The 16,484-nt window shown below is 37.6% G+C and carries 11 protein-coding genes; 1 reads left to right on the forward strand and 10 read right to left on the reverse strand.

What is annotated here, in order from left to right; translation table 11 throughout:
- A partial coding sequence (locus SPADD19_RS12930) for a transglycosylase domain-containing protein (RefSeq protein WP_241496566.1) occupies window positions 1–495 on the reverse strand: 495 nt, incomplete at its 3' end.
- Window positions 496–598: 103 nt separating this feature from the next.
- On the opposite strand from SPADD19_RS12930, the gene SPADD19_RS09020 reads away from it, so the two are divergent.
- Entirely contained in the window at window positions 599–1,462 is an 864-nt protein-coding gene (locus SPADD19_RS09020) for an RluA family pseudouridine synthase (RefSeq protein ID WP_061455829.1), read from the forward strand.
- 25 nt (window positions 1,463–1,487) lie between these two features.
- Here the strand turns inward: SPADD19_RS09020 and SPADD19_RS09025 are convergent, their stop codons facing one another.
- From SPADD19_RS09025 to SPADD19_RS09065, 9 genes are all read right to left on the reverse strand, one after another.
- A complete protein-coding gene (locus SPADD19_RS09025; RefSeq protein WP_061455830.1) occupies window positions 1,488–4,262 on the reverse strand; it encodes a GBS Bsp-like repeat-containing protein in 2,775 nt (924 codons plus the stop codon).
- A 140-nt stretch (window positions 4,263–4,402) separates the two neighbouring features.
- Complete coding sequence (locus SPADD19_RS09030; RefSeq protein WP_061455831.1) at window positions 4,403–8,203, reverse strand: GBS Bsp-like repeat-containing protein; 3,801 nt, start codon at window positions 8,201–8,203, stop codon at window positions 4,403–4,405.
- 219 nt (window positions 8,204–8,422) lie between these two features.
- Window positions 8,423–9,529 carry a glycosyltransferase family 4 protein gene (locus SPADD19_RS09035; protein ID WP_061455832.1) on the reverse strand — a complete coding sequence of 369 codons (1,107 nt, stop codon included), beginning with the start codon at window positions 9,527–9,529 and terminating at the stop codon, window positions 8,423–8,425.
- 1 nt (window position 9,530) lies between these two features.
- Window positions 9,531–10,985: a flippase gene (locus SPADD19_RS09040; RefSeq protein WP_021154071.1), complete on the reverse strand. Its 1,455-nt coding sequence runs from the start codon at window positions 10,983–10,985 to the stop codon at window positions 9,531–9,533.
- Window positions 10,978–12,219: a hypothetical protein gene (locus SPADD19_RS09045; RefSeq protein WP_003014546.1), complete on the reverse strand. Its 1,242-nt coding sequence runs from the start codon at window positions 12,217–12,219 to the stop codon at window positions 10,978–10,980. The genes SPADD19_RS09040 and SPADD19_RS09045 overlap by 8 nt, the downstream gene beginning before the upstream one ends.
- A complete protein-coding gene (locus tag SPADD19_RS09050; RefSeq protein ID WP_003014514.1) occupies window positions 12,216–13,145 on the reverse strand; it encodes a glycosyltransferase family protein in 930 nt (309 codons plus the stop codon). Before SPADD19_RS09050 ends, SPADD19_RS09045 begins: the two co-directional genes overlap by 4 nt.
- A 16-nt stretch (window positions 13,146–13,161) precedes the next feature.
- Complete coding sequence (locus SPADD19_RS09055) at window positions 13,162–14,274, reverse strand: glycosyltransferase (protein ID WP_061455833.1); 1,113 nt, start codon at window positions 14,272–14,274, stop codon at window positions 13,162–13,164.
- 29 nt (window positions 14,275–14,303) lie between these two features.
- A complete protein-coding gene (locus tag SPADD19_RS09060) occupies window positions 14,304–15,293 on the reverse strand; it encodes a stealth family protein (RefSeq protein ID WP_061455834.1) in 990 nt (329 codons plus the stop codon).
- 195 nt (window positions 15,294–15,488) lie between these two features.
- Window positions 15,489–16,463, reverse strand: a complete 975-nt coding sequence (locus tag SPADD19_RS09065) for a glycosyltransferase (protein WP_061455835.1) — start codon at window positions 16,461–16,463, stop codon at window positions 15,489–15,491.
- Window positions 16,464–16,484 lie beyond the last annotated feature (21 nt).

Genomic DNA, 16,484 nt, shown 5'->3' on the forward strand with positions numbered 1-16,484 from the left:
GGTCAAAATCGCTAAAAAGAAGCGACCATAGTTGATCCCGCTATTCTTGTAAAAGCTCCGGTCCTCTGTTGCGACCACGGCATTTTGCAGATTCTCACTAATAGCATCGAGTTCGACATAGGTTCCTTTTTGCCCGGTCAAACTTCCCGCCTGGTCCCCATTCTTATCATAGATAATGGTCGTCGCCTTCAGTGCATTCTGCAAATCCTTGACGTTGGTCGTCTTAGCAAGATAGAAGAGATACCCCCCTGTCAAGAGGCTAAAGCCTAGCCCAATGATCAGGAGAATCTTGGTCAAATGGAAGCGGCGCCAGAAACGACGGAAGGGGTGCTGAGAGAGAGGCTTGCTTCTGTGCTTGCCTGAGCGACTATAGGTCGGCTCTACTGTCTCTTCCGGTAGTTCCGTGTCTGGCACTTCTTCTGCCACCGCTTTGGGCGGATGATCCTTTCTAAAAAAAGTGATCAGGTTTTCAAATAATTCTTTTATTCTATTCATACCTGTTATTGTAACACCTTATCCTTGTCCTAGCAAGAAAAGATAGCTCATCCCCTTCTCTCATTTAGTTTTCTTTAAGCTTAGATTTTGCTACAATAGGGTCATGAATTATCAATTTACCATTCCACAATCCTTTCCCCAGATGACTGTGAAAGAGTTGCTTGAGGACTACTTCCTCATTCCCCGTAAGATCCGGCATTTTTTACGAACCAAGAAGCACGTCTTGGTCAATGGCGAGACCATCAACTGGCAGAGCCCCGTTCAAAAAGGAGACCAGATCCAGCTAATCTTTGATGCCGACGATTACCCTGAAAAGGAGCTCCCATCCGGAGACCCGAGTCTGGTCGAAGAACTCTATCAGGATGAGCATGTCATCATCGTCAATAAGCCTGAAGGTATGAAAACCCATGCCAATGAGCCGACAGAAATTGCTCTTCTCAACCATGTTTCCAGCTATGTTGGATCCACCTGCTACGTTGTGCACCGCTTAGATAAGGAAACCAGTGGGGCCATTTTATTTGCTAAAAATCCTTTTATCCTGCCCATTCTCAACCGCATTTTAGAAGATAAAAAGATCCAACGGGAGTACTGGGCCTTGATCCAAGGTAGCTTAGCACAAAAAACCATCGTCTACAAGGATAAAATCGGACGCGATCGCCACGATCGGCGCAAGCGCCTGGTCGATCCACGAAAAGGTCAGTATGCAGAAACTCAGGTGACGCAACTGAAAAAAATCGGGCGAAATAGCCTGGTCAAATGCCAGCTCAAGACGGGGCGCACCCATCAGATCCGGGTGCATCTCTCCCATCATGGGCACCCGATTGTCGGAGACCCTCTCTATAACCCTGCACGCGGAGAGCGACTCATGCTCCATGCTCACCGCTTGACCTTCACCAATCCATTAACCCTTGAAACCATCCAAGTCGAGGCCCCTTCCAAGAGTTTCGAAGAAGGGTTGAGAGACTAAAAAAAGAAGCCACAGGCTTCTTTTTTTATTGATAGCGAGGAGTTGCAAATCCACGAATATTGCCATGTCCGATTCGGTAGGTATTGCGACGGACTTGGTTGTTGGAGTTTCCTTCAATGGTATGAATGATTCCGTTTGAGACGCTTTCGACAATTCCGATGTGATCCGCAAAGCCATTGTTTTGTTGGCTATTTTGATCCCAGTTAAAGGTGATGATGTCCCCTGCTTTTGGTGTAGTGGTACCATCCTCATTCCAAATACCCAAGCGTTTGAAAATCTGGATGTGACGTTCGACTCCACATTCACGGCCAATCAAACCGCTCAAACCTTCCCGCTGGAAGACTGTTGTGACAAAGATATCACACCAGTCATCGGTCGTCTTCACTGCATAACCAACTGGAAGTGGTTTAACACTGTTATAATCATTGATCAATTGTTGGTGAGCTGCAGTGCCGCCACGAACGCCCACTAGACTAGCTGCTGCCCGTAAGACACGGTCCCGTTGTCCATTCGTTACACGAGGACTAAAAGCAGTTTGATCTACTGTCGCACGGGGATGAAGGGCTGTTTGACCAAGGTTAAAGCCTTCAACGCCACCATCGACATAATCCACATAGACGTGAGTGGTATAGTTACCTGATTGGTACTGGTGATTTGCTGCAGAGACCTGCACTTCTGTATGCATACCAGAAGGTGCTGTTGAATACCAGAAAAGATTTTCTTGGTGCGCTTGAGACCAGGCTGCGACACGGATGTTCTTAATCCGACGTCCCTGAGGCGCTTGATCCACTGTTACCGTATAGGTTCCAGCACCAGAATTGACATTCTTAATAGAAGCTTGCGTCTTAGTCATGGCATTTCGGAACTCCACTTCTGTAGTCGTGGTACCAACACCTACACGAGAACCATCATTTTGGATATAGTAGAGGTGGATATGGTACTTACCAGTAGAGTTCTTGTGATCGCTCGCTTTGACCGATACCTTGTAGTCTCCATTTGATTGGCGAGTCGCTTCATACCAGCGAATATCATCTTGGCCGTCCTTATCAGACCAAGTAGGGACTTGAACGGTCCGCACACCTTTAGGATTGTAGACATCCTTGATGATGACGTCAAAGGTACCCGCATCCTTGTTGTTGTTTTGGATTAGGATCGTGCCAGAGCGGCGGGCTTGACGCACTTCTGTCGTAGTTTCTGTAATATAGCTTCGTTGGTTATTTTGATCTACATAGTAGACATGGACATTGTACTTCCCATCCTCATTTTTATGATCGCTTGCCTTAATCGTTGCACGGTAGCTGCCGTCACTTTGACGGACTGCTTTGTGCCATACTAGATCATCTTGCCAGTTCTTGTCTGACCAGGTTGGAATCAAGACTTCCTTCAAGCCATTTGGTGCAACAACATTACGAATAACTGCATCAAATGTGCCTGTTTCAGAATTATTGTTCTCAATGGTGACCGTGCCACTTGGTTTAACGTGGTGTACTTCTGTAGTGGTTTCTGTGATGTAGTTTCGTTGATTATTTTGATCTACATAATAAACATGGACATTGTATTTACCATCTTCATTTTTATGGTCTGAGGCTTTGATAGTTGCACGGTAACTTCCATCACTTTGACGGACTGCTTTGTGCCATACTAGATCATCTTGCCAGTTCTTGTCTGACCATGTTGGGATCAAGACTTCTTTTAATCCGTTTGGAGCTACTACATTACGAATTACTGCATCAAAGGTACCCGTCTCAACATTATTATTTTCAATTGTTAAAGTACCACTTGGTTTTACGTGGTGTACTTCTGTAGTGGTTTCTGTGATGTAGTTTCGTTTGTCTGCTTGATCCACATAGTAGACGTGGACATGGTACTTACCATCTTCATTTTTATGATCGCCTGCTTTAATAGTTGCACGGTAGCTTCCATCACTTTGACGAACTGCTTTGTGCCATACTAGATCATCTTGCCAGTTCTTGTCGGACCATGTTGGGATCAAGACTTCTTTTAATCCGTTTGGAGCTACTACATTACGAATTACTGCATCAAACGTGCCCGTCTCAACATTATTATTTTCAATCGTCAACGTGCCACTTGGTTTTACGTGATGCACTTCTGTTGTAGTCTCTGTGATGTAGTTTCGTTTGTCAGCTTGATCTACATAATAAACATGGACATTGTATTTACCATCTTCATTTTTATGGTCTGAGGCTTTGATAGTTGCACGGTAGCTTCCATCACTTTGACGAACTGCTTTGTGCCAGACTAGATCATCTTGCCAGTTCTTGTCGGACCAAGTTGGAACCAAGACTTCTTTCAAGCCATTTGGAGCTACTACATTGCGAATAACTGCATCAAAGGTTCCTGTTTCAACATTATTATTTTCAATTGTTAGCGTGCCACTTGGCTTCTCTACTTTCTCAACCGGCAAACTATTATCTTCTGATTCTACCACTCGTGCGCGTGCGCCATATGGTGCGCGACTAGCTACCACAGCTGGTGCTGGTTGCTCTGATACAACCTTGTCGCTAGTGCCCTTGTCAGAAGACTGGCTATTGCTAAGAGACAGTGAGGCAGGTGCCGCCTCTGTTGCAACGGTATTTTCTGTCTGAATACCTTTCTCAACTCCCACTCCTTCGTTCACAGTATTCTGCGCTTCTGATGAGGTTGTTGTTTTTGCAACGACAGCTGATGTATTTTCTGGTGTTTGATCAGACGCATGTTGCTCATCGGCTTTGACTTGTTGTGTCGAAAAAGCCAACAAAACGGCTGTCCCAGCATAAAAAATAAGATCTTTCTTTTTCATGTATCTTCCCTTACAATTTTTTATACGGATTGTACCCACATAGTAGTATTATAGCACAAACCACCGGATCAAGAAACAATATCATGAGAAGAATCCTATTTTTAAAGAAAAAAGAAGGCCAGATTGGCCTTCTGATTAGCTTATGCAAAAATTGAGAAGAAAGGTGCTCCAAGCTTGTTATCCATCGGATCTTTACTCTTAATGGAGTGAAGATAGTTAATGGAGTACCAGCCGTTGTTGCCACTATTATAAGGATCGCGAACATAGGTTCTTCCATTGTCATAACCATGCAAGACCAATTCATGAGTATAAGGATCGCTAGTGAATTGGCTATTGCCTACCGCAGCAAGTACATGCTTGCCAGCCATGAGAGCTTCTGCAATGCCTCCAGCTCCATTAATCAATTGGCTCTTCAAGCCCCAGTTACGAGTGGCAGCTACAATCCCATCAGAATCTGTTCCTGCTTCACCTTTGTTGAATGAATCAGTATTGTTGTAGAGATAATCAGCTACTGTTGTTGGCAAAATAGTTCTACCTAGGATATCTGTAAAGGTCATAGCAAGGGAGGTTGGCACACAACCTGACTGATCGACATTGCTCACACCGTAATATTTCCCAGCCCAACGAGGATCCCGTTGAGAATAATAGGTTGTTTGTGGATTCACCTTTTGATTTCGTGGAGACAAGGCTGTCTGACCGAGGTTAAAACCTTCAACTCCCCCATCTTTGTAGTCTACATAGACGTGAGTGGTGTAGTTGCCCGCTTCATTACCGTGGTTATTGGCAGAGACAGTGATCTCTGTATGCATACCTGTCGGTGTTGCGGAATACCAGTATAGATTTTCTTGGTGCGCTTTAGACCAAGCTGCGACACGAATATTCTTAATCTGACGTCCCTGAGGTGCCTGATCTACAGCTACTGTATAAGTCCCGTTCGTTGCATTGACATTCTTGATAGCAGCTTGCGTCTTGGTCTGGGCATTTCGGAATTCAACTTCTGTAGTCGTGGTACCAACACCTACACGAGAACCATCATTTTGAATGTAATAAAGGTGAATATGGTATTTACCAGTAGAGTTCTTATGATCGCTCGCTTTGACCGATACCTTGTAGTCTCCGTTTGCTTGACGAGTCGCTTCGTACCAGCGGAGATCATCCTGTCCATCCTTATCCGACCATGTAGGAACTTGAACAGTCCGCACACCTTTAGGACTGTATACATCCTTGATAATGACGTCAAAGGTACCTGTATCCTTGTTGTTGTTTTGGATCAAGATTGTACCAGAACGGCGGGCTTGACGCACTTCTGTCGTGGTTTCTGTAATGTAGTTCCGTTGGTTATTTTGATCTACATAATAAACATGGACATTGTATTTACCATCTTCATTTTTATGGTCTGAAGCTTTGATAGTTGCACGGTAACTTCCATCACTTTGAAGGACTGCTTTATGCCATACTAGATCATCTTGCCAGTTCTTGTCGGACCATGTTGGGATCAAGACTTCTTTTAATCCGTTTGGAGCTACTACATTACGAATTACTGCATCAAACGTGCCCGTCTCAACATTATTATTTTCAATCGTCAACGTGCCACTTGGTTTTACGTGGTGTACTTCTGTTGTAGTCTCTGTGATGTAGTTTCGTTTGTCAGATTGATCCACATAGTAGACATGGACGTTGTACTTACCGTCATCATTTTTATGGTCTGAGGCTTTGATAGTCGCACGGTAGCTTCCATCACTTTGACGAACTGCTTTATGCCAGACTAGATCATCTTGCCAGTTCTTGTCGGACCAGGTTGGGATCAAGACTTCCTTCAATCCGTTTGGAGCTACTACATTGCGAATAACTGCATCAAACGTGCCCGTCTCAACATTATTATTTTCAATCGTTAACGTGCCACTTGGTTTTACGTGGTGTACTTCTGTCGCAGTCTTTGTGATGTATGTCGTGGTTTCTGTTATGTAGTTCCGTTGATTATTTTGATCTACATAGTAGACATGGACGTTGTACTTACCATCTTCATTTTTATGATCTGAGGCTTTGATGGTAGCTCGGTAGCTTCCGTCACTTTGACGAACTGCTTTGTGCCATACTAGATCATCTTGCCAGTTCTTGTCTGACCAGGTTGGTATCAAAACTTCTTTCAAGCCATTTGGAGCTACTACATTGCGAATAACTGCATCAAAGGTTCCTGCCTCTGAATTATTATTCTCAATGGTGACAGTGCCACTTGGTTTAACGTGGTGTACTTCTGTTGTAGTCTCTGTGATGTAATTTCGTTTGTCAGCTTGATCTACATAATAAACATGGACATTGTATTTACCATCTTCATTTTTATGATCTGAGGCTTTGATAGTTGCTCGGTAGCTGCCGTCACTTTGACGAACCGCTTTATGCCATACTAGATCATCCTGCCAGTTCTTGTCTGACCAAGTTGGAACCAAGACTTCTTTCAAGCCATTTGGAGCTACTACATTGCGAATAACTGCATCAAAGGTTCCTGTTTCAGCATTATTATTCTCAATCGTTAGCGTGCCACTTGGTTTTAAATCCTCTGGTCGTTTTCCGATGTAAACATTTGTCGTTGTTCCACCCACACCCGTCATTTGTCCATTGTTCTGAACATAGTAAAGGTGAACATTATAAAGACCAGTTGAGTTTTTATGATCGGACGCTTTTACATTAACAGTATAGGTTCCGTTTGCTTGACGGTTGGCTGTATACCAAACAAGGTCATCTTGACCACCTGTTTCTGACCAGATCGGTACAGAAACACTTCGAACTCCATTTGGTGCCTTAACATTTGAGATGACAACGTCAAAGCGGCCCGTCATAGTATCGTTATTGACAATGTCAATCTTCCCACTTAAGCTGCCTTCTGTTGGATCCGCTGCAGGTTTTGCGTTCGCTGTAAAGCGACCGGTATAGTCCACACTGTGGTCAAAGAGGTGTTTTCCTGGAAGCAATTCCGCTTGAGAAGTAAACTGCCACGCGCCAGCTTTCCCATTGTAACGCAAGCTTTTCGCATCGTTTACAGACAGTTTTGGAGAAGGGTATTGAGCAACCCAGAAATTCTGAAGCCCAAATTGAGCGGTGTTAACAGGACCTTTCTTGCGAAGGTTGTTTTCATCCAACCAGCTAGCACTGGTGTAGAACATCAAGTTGGTGTAGCCATTTTTGCGCATTTCGTCAGCCCAAGCTTGGGTGTTGCGGTTAATGTTTGGCTGCATCTTGGCATCCTCAAAGTCATTGACCATGAGGGTATTCTTTGGCAAACTCAAACGTTGTGCAGCTGCAATGTAGAATCGCGCTTCTGCACGCGCTGCTTCCTCAGAAGTATAGCGTGAGAAGTGGTACGTCGATACTTGCAGACCCGCAGCTTGTGCATTACGAATTTGGTTCTCCGCATTCGGGTTCTTGTACCAAGTGTCTTCTGTCAATTTGACAACGACACCGCCCACGCCTTTATTAGCTAGGGTACGGTAGTCTCCAATACTAATGTCTCCGTTATGGCTACTCACATCAACGAATGATTTTGGCTGAACCGCCACATCTGTTGAACGACCAGCTGGAGCGTGAGCGCCTGTGTTAAAGAAGGTCGTGCTTCCTGTATTAGACTGAAGAGGAGTTTCTTCTTTCTCAGTAGTCGATGCTTCTGTAGCTTTCTCTACAGATGGAGCCCCACTTTCTGAAGCCGCGACCTTGTTCACAGGTGCTACAGGCTGTTCGGTCACATTTGCTGGTGCTGCATAGTTGCTTGCGACAGGTGTTACCGACTTTTCAGCAACGGCCACTTCTGGCGCTTTTTCAGCTTGGACTTGGTTGCCTTCAGTAGTAGCAGCCTCGTTTGAAACCAGTTCATCTGCACTGACTCCCTGAGCAGATACAGCCATCAAGACTGCCGCTCCGGCATAAAAAATAAGATCTTTCTTTTTCATATAAACTTCCCTTTATACAAATTTTATACGTTAATCATTTTACCACACGGTTTCAGCGATGAAAAGTTTTATAAGGCAAATTTTTAAAATTAGTGATATTTTTTGAAAAACTAAAAAAAGAAGTCTATCTGACTTCTTTTGCTATTAAACTATTTTTCATATCCCAAATAAATTATTTACTACAATCGGTAGTTGTCAAAAATTTAATTAGAAAAAGAATTATACCTGATCTAAATCCTGTTTCATCACTGAAATCATTCTTTTTGCAACTGTGTCCCACGAATATTCTGCTTTATAATAATCTTGTTTCATCTGAACATTTCTAAAGAAGCTTTCATCTTTTATTAGATTATACATTTTATCAGCTAAAACCCGTGGGTTTTCCTCTTCAGCAGGTATTAATAATCCTGTTTCATTATTTTGAATTAGATTTGGCATTTCCATTAAATTACGTCCAATACATGGTAAACCATAGCAAAGAGCTTCAACAAACACAATTCCAAATGCTTCAAATCGAGAAGGTAAAACAAATACATCACAAAGATTATAATAATATTGCACCTTATCAGCTGGTAGATTCCCTAAAAAATAAACATTCGGATTGTTAAATTCCATCGGTGCATCTGAGGGACCTATAATGTACAACTCTGCCTCTGGCATGAGATTATTTTGCAAATAAACAAAAGCATTATAAACAAGATTTCCACCTTTACGCAAAAAATCTTTGCCAATAAATAAAAATTTATTTCGTCCCTTATGTGAGTGCTCAAGTAATAGGTTGTCCATATTTGTTCCCGCTCCCACGTAATGAACTTTTTCAACTGGAAGCCCTTGTTGAGCTATTAGGTAATCTGAAAACCATTTACTCATAGTAAATATTCCAGTGGCTTGATTATAAAATGTTTCCTGTTTTCTCATTCGACTATCTAGAATATCTGCCGAGACGTTTTGAAAACCACTATATTTGAATGATTGACTATTGTTTTGAGAACTCTCTATCAAATAATGAAGATTCAAGTCTTGATAGATATACACTGGATTATCAGGAAAAGATAAAGGAAACTCATCAAATGTAAGACAAACATCCTTTGGAGAGAGATGAACTTGATTTTCAGCATATTTTATATACGTCATGTTCATATCAGATTTTCTAATACCTAAACGAACAAGCACTTTGTGCACATTCATTCTAAAAGTATAAAAAATATTCTGTTCCTCAACAATCTCGTATTTTCCTAAATACTTTTTAATATTAGTTATTGTACCAGACCAATCCCAGGTCAATTGTTCTTTGTTATGAATAATTCTTGGAATTACAATCTTCAAACTAACCCCTCCTAAATTTATGTTTAGCTATATCTAAAATATGATCTAACAATGGATTTTTTAAAAGTTTGAGCTCTAATAAATAGATGATTAAGCTTACTAAAGTAATGCTAAAAATTAAAAGAAGTGAATTAGTTACGAATAACTTAAACCCAAAACCAATGACTATTATTGAAAAGAAACCTAGTAAAGCTTGAACTAAGTTCTGTCTCCATAGTACAAAATTAATGTACTTCCCGCTTTCTCTTACAACCAGAAAGTTATATAAAACAATAAAAAATTCTGATGCAATCGTTGCTACTGCAGCACCATTCTGATAAAATACTGGAATTAAAAGAAGACTAATTCCGATATTTACAACAATTCCATATAGAGCTCCTGTTAAGTTTACAGTTTCACGTCCGATAGGTATATTAAGCCCATAAGTTAATATCCCACCAAATATGGCTCCAATTAAACTAATTGCTAGTAACTGTAATGTTAAAGTGGCATCGATAAATTTTATTCCACCTAAAAATAAAATAATTTCCCTAGATAGGACAATAAGACCTGCACTCATTGGAATTAAGATTAGAGTTACCACTGAAAGTATTTGAGTATAACTTTTTTTAAATTCGTCAATTTTCTGTTCTCCAAACAAATGTGACAACCTAGGTATTGTAACAGAATAGATTGAAGCTAATAAATTTTTTAATATTGTATATACTCTGGCTGCAACAGCATACAATCCAACGTAATATGCTCCTTTAAACCACTCTAATATTAGCATATCAGAATTAGCATAGATACTAATTACTAGACCACCAGAAAACAAGACAATAATTGGCTTAAAATGCTTTACTAGATCAAGTCTCCAAACAAGAGAGAGTTTTAAATACTTTCTACAATAGATTAAATTTAAAATACAAGATATCCCTGAACCAATTACTGAGATAAATGTATATAGATATAAATCACTAGCTGTTTTAACAAGAACAAACATCAATATCAACGATAAAATTTGTATAATGATACTTCTAATCGTAATATAAAGGAAATCCTCAAAAAGAACGTTTATCCAGTCCACTCCGAGTGTTGTAAAAACAATTGTCAAACTTTGAATAAAAATCAGAATTTGATATTCTCTATTCGGAATAAATAAGCATACAACTAATACTAACAACAGATAGGATACTATCGTCGATAAAATATTTATAGTAAAAATTTGATTACCTAAATGACTTAATTTCTTAGAATCAGATCTAATACGCCCCCCTTCCCTAATAGCATAAGTAGAGATCCCAAGTGCAGCAACTAAAGAAAAGTAACCTACAATAGAAGCTGTATAATTAATTTTTCCTAGGTTCTCCACACCTAATATTCTACTGATATAGGGATAAGTGATTAAAGGGAATATAATTGAAAGTGCTGTTTTAAATAAATTTAAAGCCGCATTCACTCCCATTTTTTTAGTCATCTATTAACTCTCCATCTCTGTTTAATTTTGCAGATTCATTATTGATAATAACTAGTGTCAACGTTAACGCAATAATCCGAGGTCTATCAATATATGACATGATTGGAAGGCTCATCAGAAAACTAATCAGTAGGCCTGTTATTAATACGTTGGAACTAAGTTTCTTTACCCACGTCATAATTAAATTTATAGTCAAAAGGATATACCATACAAACCCTGGCACCCCCAAAGAACCTAATGTTCCAAATATCCCGATATCATCATAATTAAAAAATCCATCAGGCCCTTTTATAAAATAATATAAAGAAGTGCCCTTTTCCGGAGTATGCAATCCTAAACCAAATGGATAAGTAAAAATTTTATTAAAATAATATTCTATTGCACCTGTTCGAGCAAAAGAGGAGCCGGTGTTATCCGAAATACTATCAGATATTGAACCAAATTTATTTGAAATAATGAATAAACCCGCCGTCCCTAAAATAAGAGTCCATAATAATGAGGATAGAGTTAGTCTACGCTTATTGTATATGAAATACATTGAAAGAATGACTATTAGTACAGTCACCAAATAGTATCTCGACTGATCAACATAAAAAATAGCAACTAACATCAATAATAAACTAACTATATCAAAAAATGATTTTTTAAAATGATTTGCAATAATTTTCCATGCCACCAATATAACAAATACCCGAACAAGTCCCTCAAAAACACTATAAATACGTAAAGGTACTGTTAAATTATAAATATAACTTATAGGAATAATCTCTTCAATTTTCAAAAACAATGTTTGCAAGCCATGATATCTGTATACTTGCATAACAAATAATATTGATACTATTGAAATGGTTATCTGACCGATTTTAACAAAAAGCTTATAGTTTCTTTCTGTCTTAAATATCTCGCAAAGAGGAAAATAAAGGAGTAAAATTGAATAAGGAAGAACATCCCACAATACTTGCGTAATCGAGTAATCAAATAAATACATTGACACAAGCGAATTAAAAAACAGAATTAGAAAAAAGATTAGGATATAATTTCCAAAAATACCTAGTTTAAGTTTCCCTTTATTATAGATAAAGTATGCCAAAAATAATATTAAAGAATAGAATGCAACTCCTAATTTATTACTGGCCGCTCCTCCCAGTAAATTCGGCCAACTTACTAGATAAAAACCTCTGAATTCAATCAAGAAAAATAGTAAAAATAGAAAAAGATATTTATTAAATTTCAATGTTTTTTCTCCTTGAAATACGTACCATCCAATATTTTTTTCAATCGATATATCTTTTTACATAAGAAGTAGGACATATCAGATATTTTCAAAGAAAGTTTAGATGCCCCTCTATATTCTCTGTAATAGTATTTTTTTGATACACGGCCAATTTTCTCTGACTCAGGATTATGCGCTCCTCTATGATAATGATAAATTGTCCATTCAGGATAGAAATAAGTCATGTATCCCTTATTCCTCATTCTTTCACTTAAAATCATTTCTTCACAATAGAGAAAAATATTTTCATCAAATCCTGATACTGCTTCAAAAGCATTTCTAGAAACAAACATAAAGCTACCACTAACCCATCCAGTCTCACCCTCAGGAGCAGTATAGTCAATATCAATCCATTTATGTATCTTACTATTAAACCACTGCCTATTATAATCCTGAAGTATCATCTCTTCTACAAAATTCATCCGCTTACGAGGACTTTGAATATCTCCTTGAGGAGTGAGAATCTTAGGACCAACTATACCTATTGGATGATCGCTCGTTTCAATGATAGTTTTACATTCATTCAACTGTAAACCATTAGGAAACTCTAAATCATTGTTTGAAAAAACTAGATAGCGTGTATCAAAGTTCTGAATTGCAAATTTTGCACCTAAATTATTGCCTTTAGAGTATCCACCATTTTCATTGGAATCAATTATATAAATTTTCCTTTGTGAAATTTCAAAAGAATAAACTTTTTTCCCATTAAAAGCAGAGGAAGTAAATTCAACTTTAGAATCTTGTAAGAATTGTTTCCCCAATTCTTCCGCACTATTATCTACGATAATGTAATGTACATCATTCCCGACATATATATCAATAAACTTTTTTATATAATCTACTGTATCACTCATTGATTTGTAATCAGTAATAATTAATGAGTACATAGAATCTCCTTTTGTTTTACTTCGCTAATTCCTGATAGATTATTCGTAATTTTCTAGCGCTATCCTCTATATCAAATCCAGCTTCTTTTATTTTTTCTCTAGAACCATATGGAAGGCGTTCATAACTCATAGAGGTGATAAAATCTGACCACTTTTCAACACCATCAGATAATGATAATCTATAAAAGTTTGAATTAACCGATGCTGACTCTGGAACAGCAGAACTTACCACACAAGGTAGTCCAGATGCTTGTGCTTCAATATTCACGATTCCAAATCCTTCATAGAAAGAAGGTAACAAAAAAACATCCATTGCTTGTAAATATTGTGCTGGTTGTTCTTGTTTTCCAAGCAATAAAACCCTTCCTAATTTTATTTCTTCGTCTAGCAGCGTTTCTATATTAGCTCGTTCTTCACCATCACCAATCCATATAAAATAAAAATTAGGTACCTTGAGAAAAAAAGTATGTATTAGGTCAACTATAAATTCAGGATTTTTTTCATATGACATTCTCCCGACAGTACCTAAAACGGTAGCCTCCACTGGAATATTTAGATTCTCTCGTACCTTTTGCCTTAACTCTTCATTATATAAAAAGTCATTGATTACAATACCATTTTTCAGTATCGCCACATCAGACAAATCAGTATCGCCATACAAATAATTCGCTGCTTCAAGTGAACAGGCCAACTTATAATCAACAAGAAACTTAATTATTTTTCTTGCCGTTAACATTTTTAATCTGCCAACAAAACCCTTACCACGACTAGATGAAGTAGTGTGAGCATGAAGTACTATTTTTGCACCTACAAGCTTTGACAGAATAATATTAAATAACCCCTCGATAGCATCATCTGCGTTAATATGAACAATATCGTACTTTTCTTTTTTTAAAATAGAGTAGATATTTCTTAGCCTTTTTATTTTACTTGATGCTTCCTTAACATGTTGAACCTGTCCCCCGTTTTCTTCAATTATTCGATGAAAACTAGGGTTCTTCAATTTTCCAATAGCCAAAAAGTCAACTTGAAAGTCGTCTGTTAAGGGACGAGTCAAGTTATAGGCTATTACAGACCTACCTCCTGCTCCGAAATTGTCTGCCCCCATTTGTAAAATTTTAGTTTTCATCTATTTACTCCAGTAACTAATACATTGAATCACAATTCAAATTGAGACTTGTCAGGATAACGATTAGACAATATCTTAGAAAATTTCTCCAAGTCATTTTCTGTCATCGCCATATCATCATTGACACAAAGTAATTTTGTCTTTTTTTTCGATAATAATTTAGGAAGCTGATCAACAGCGGTAATTGAAATTGATTTTCCAAAATTTTTAGTAGATGGTTGAAAATCATTACTTTCAATTTGCCAATAACATAATAAATAATGATTTATATCCGTATTATAGTCTCTAAATTTATGTTTAGATGTTTGAACAAAAATGTCTTCTTCTACATTCCATAAATGAATTAGTGTACTCTTTTTTATTGGAACTGGTGTATGCTGATTATAGTATCCAGTTATCTTCCATGGAAATAACAAAATATTTTTTAAAACCAATTGACCATATTTAAAATTGAAAAACTTAAACGGCGACTGTTTCAAGGCTTTTTTATTTGAAAAATGTCTATATAAAACTTCTACATTATTAAAATAAACTTTGGAAAAAGATGACCACGGAACCAAGGCTTCATAAACAGCCAATAGCCTCGGTTGTCCGTTGACAAAAAAATCATCAGGCTTAACATCTTGAATCAAATACATGTCATCGTTAAAAAAAACAAAGTTCTCTGATAAACCTTCAATGCGGTGTAAATTCAACTCAATTGCAGCAGAATTAAATGTTGGTAAATATTCCTCAGGCATAAAATCACTATGCCTAACCCATTTTAGTTTAGGATGATTTAAATTTAACCATTCCGGTTTTTGACCATTAGTTATAAGATAAATATTATTTACCCACGGTGCATGCTTCTCTACCATCCGAAACCAATAATTGAATGTTCCATAATCTCTATAACGGTGCAGATTATCTCCATCATTATCAACCTGCAAACTATTAGACGTATATTTATTTTTTTCTCTAATGAAGTCAGGATCATTTCCATCAACCCAAAGTACAACAAAATCAATTTTTTCTTCCATGTTAAATCACCTATAAAATAATTGTTTGGCCGGTCTAACTATATAATTTTTTTGTTAAAAGTCCATTATTCCGATACAATAAAAAAGAAGAAAGACCAAAAATATTATGTTACTTTTCTTTATCAAATAAAATAGTCCAAACTTCATTTGCCAAACCCTTGTCTAAAAATCTCAGAATGATTTCTTAAAACAACATCAAAAAACGTTTTGTATACTGAAGGCTAGTTTTAATACTTTAAGTCTATACAGTACATATTTTAACTTATTTGGTTGGTCTTTCATTTGAGAAAGAGAAACACTATTCTTAAGCAATTCTTGTTTCACTTCATCAGTAATGTCTATATATTCTTTGTCTAATTTAGATTTATACAAACTTGCTAGTATGTGAATCAATCCATTTACATAATAAAGTTGTGAGATATGCAACTCTTCTTGATTTAATTGCGAACATACAAAATCTGAATAAAACATTTCTTTATAAAATCCAAACATATCTCTAAACTTTTTTTCATTCCAAGACTGTGTAATAGAATCTGGGTTGTCAATTAAGTAGTGATAGTATTTTTGATTAGTTGCATAGACCTTCTTAGCCACAAGAAACAGTTTGTAATTAGTGCCAAGATCCTCATAGTATTTCCCAATTGGAAACTGAATGTTATGATCAGTGAATAATGATTTTCGATAGATTTTATCATTAGCAAACCCAGTAATATAACGATGCTTCAGCATTTGCACAAAAGCATCTTTACCTTCAAATACTTGGGTCACTTCTGGTTCTGAAACTATAGCATCTTCTTCACCCTTCACAAACTCACGATTAAAAGAAATAATATCAAACTCTAGAGATTCTAGCGCTTCTGCTAACGCTATAAAGGTATCTGGTTCAATCCAATCATCTGAATCAGGAAAATAAACATATTCTCCTTTGGCATGAGAAATACCTGTGTCCCGTGCTTCAGAAAGTCCACCATTTTCTTTATGAATAACTGAGATAAAGTCATAATCCTTAACATAGTCATCACAGATTTGAGGAGAATGATCAGTACTCCCGTCATCAACAAGTAGAATCTCATAGTCCTTCCATTCTTGGGCAAGAACACTTTCAATGCAACGTTTTAAATATCTTTCAACATTATATACTGGAATGACGACAGTTAATAGTGGTTTCATAGATTATTTACCTAATTTTTT

The organism is Streptococcus parasanguinis (genome assembly GCF_001578955.1).
GTDB classification, from domain to species: Bacteria; Bacillota; Bacilli; order Lactobacillales; family Streptococcaceae; genus Streptococcus; species Streptococcus parasanguinis_U.

Coding starts and splice junctions, on each gene's coding strand:
- SPADD19_RS09025 (WP_061455830.1), bottom strand. CDS start 4,262: ATGAAAAAGAAAGATCTTATTTTTTATGCTGGGACAGCCGTTTTGTTG.
- SPADD19_RS09040 (WP_021154071.1), bottom strand. CDS start 10,985: ATGACTAAAAAAATGGGAGTGAATGCGGCTTTAAATTTATTTAAAACA.
- SPADD19_RS09055 (WP_061455833.1), bottom strand. CDS start 14,274: ATGAAAACTAAAATTTTACAAATGGGGGCAGACAATTTCGGAGCAGGA.
- SPADD19_RS09065 (WP_061455835.1), bottom strand. CDS start 16,463: ATGAAACCACTATTAACTGTCGTCATTCCAGTATATAATGTTGAAAGA.
- SPADD19_RS09020 (WP_061455829.1), top strand. CDS start 599: ATGAATTATCAATTTACCATTCCACAATCCTTTCCCCAGATGACTGTG.
- SPADD19_RS09060 (WP_061455834.1), bottom strand. CDS start 15,293: ATGGAAGAAAAAATTGATTTTGTTGTACTTTGGGTTGATGGAAATGAT.
- SPADD19_RS09030 (WP_061455831.1), bottom strand. CDS start 8,203: ATGAAAAAGAAAGATCTTATTTTTTATGCCGGAGCGGCAGTCTTGATG.
- SPADD19_RS09050 (WP_003014514.1), bottom strand. CDS start 13,145: ATGTACTCATTAATTATTACTGATTACAAATCAATGAGTGATACAGTA.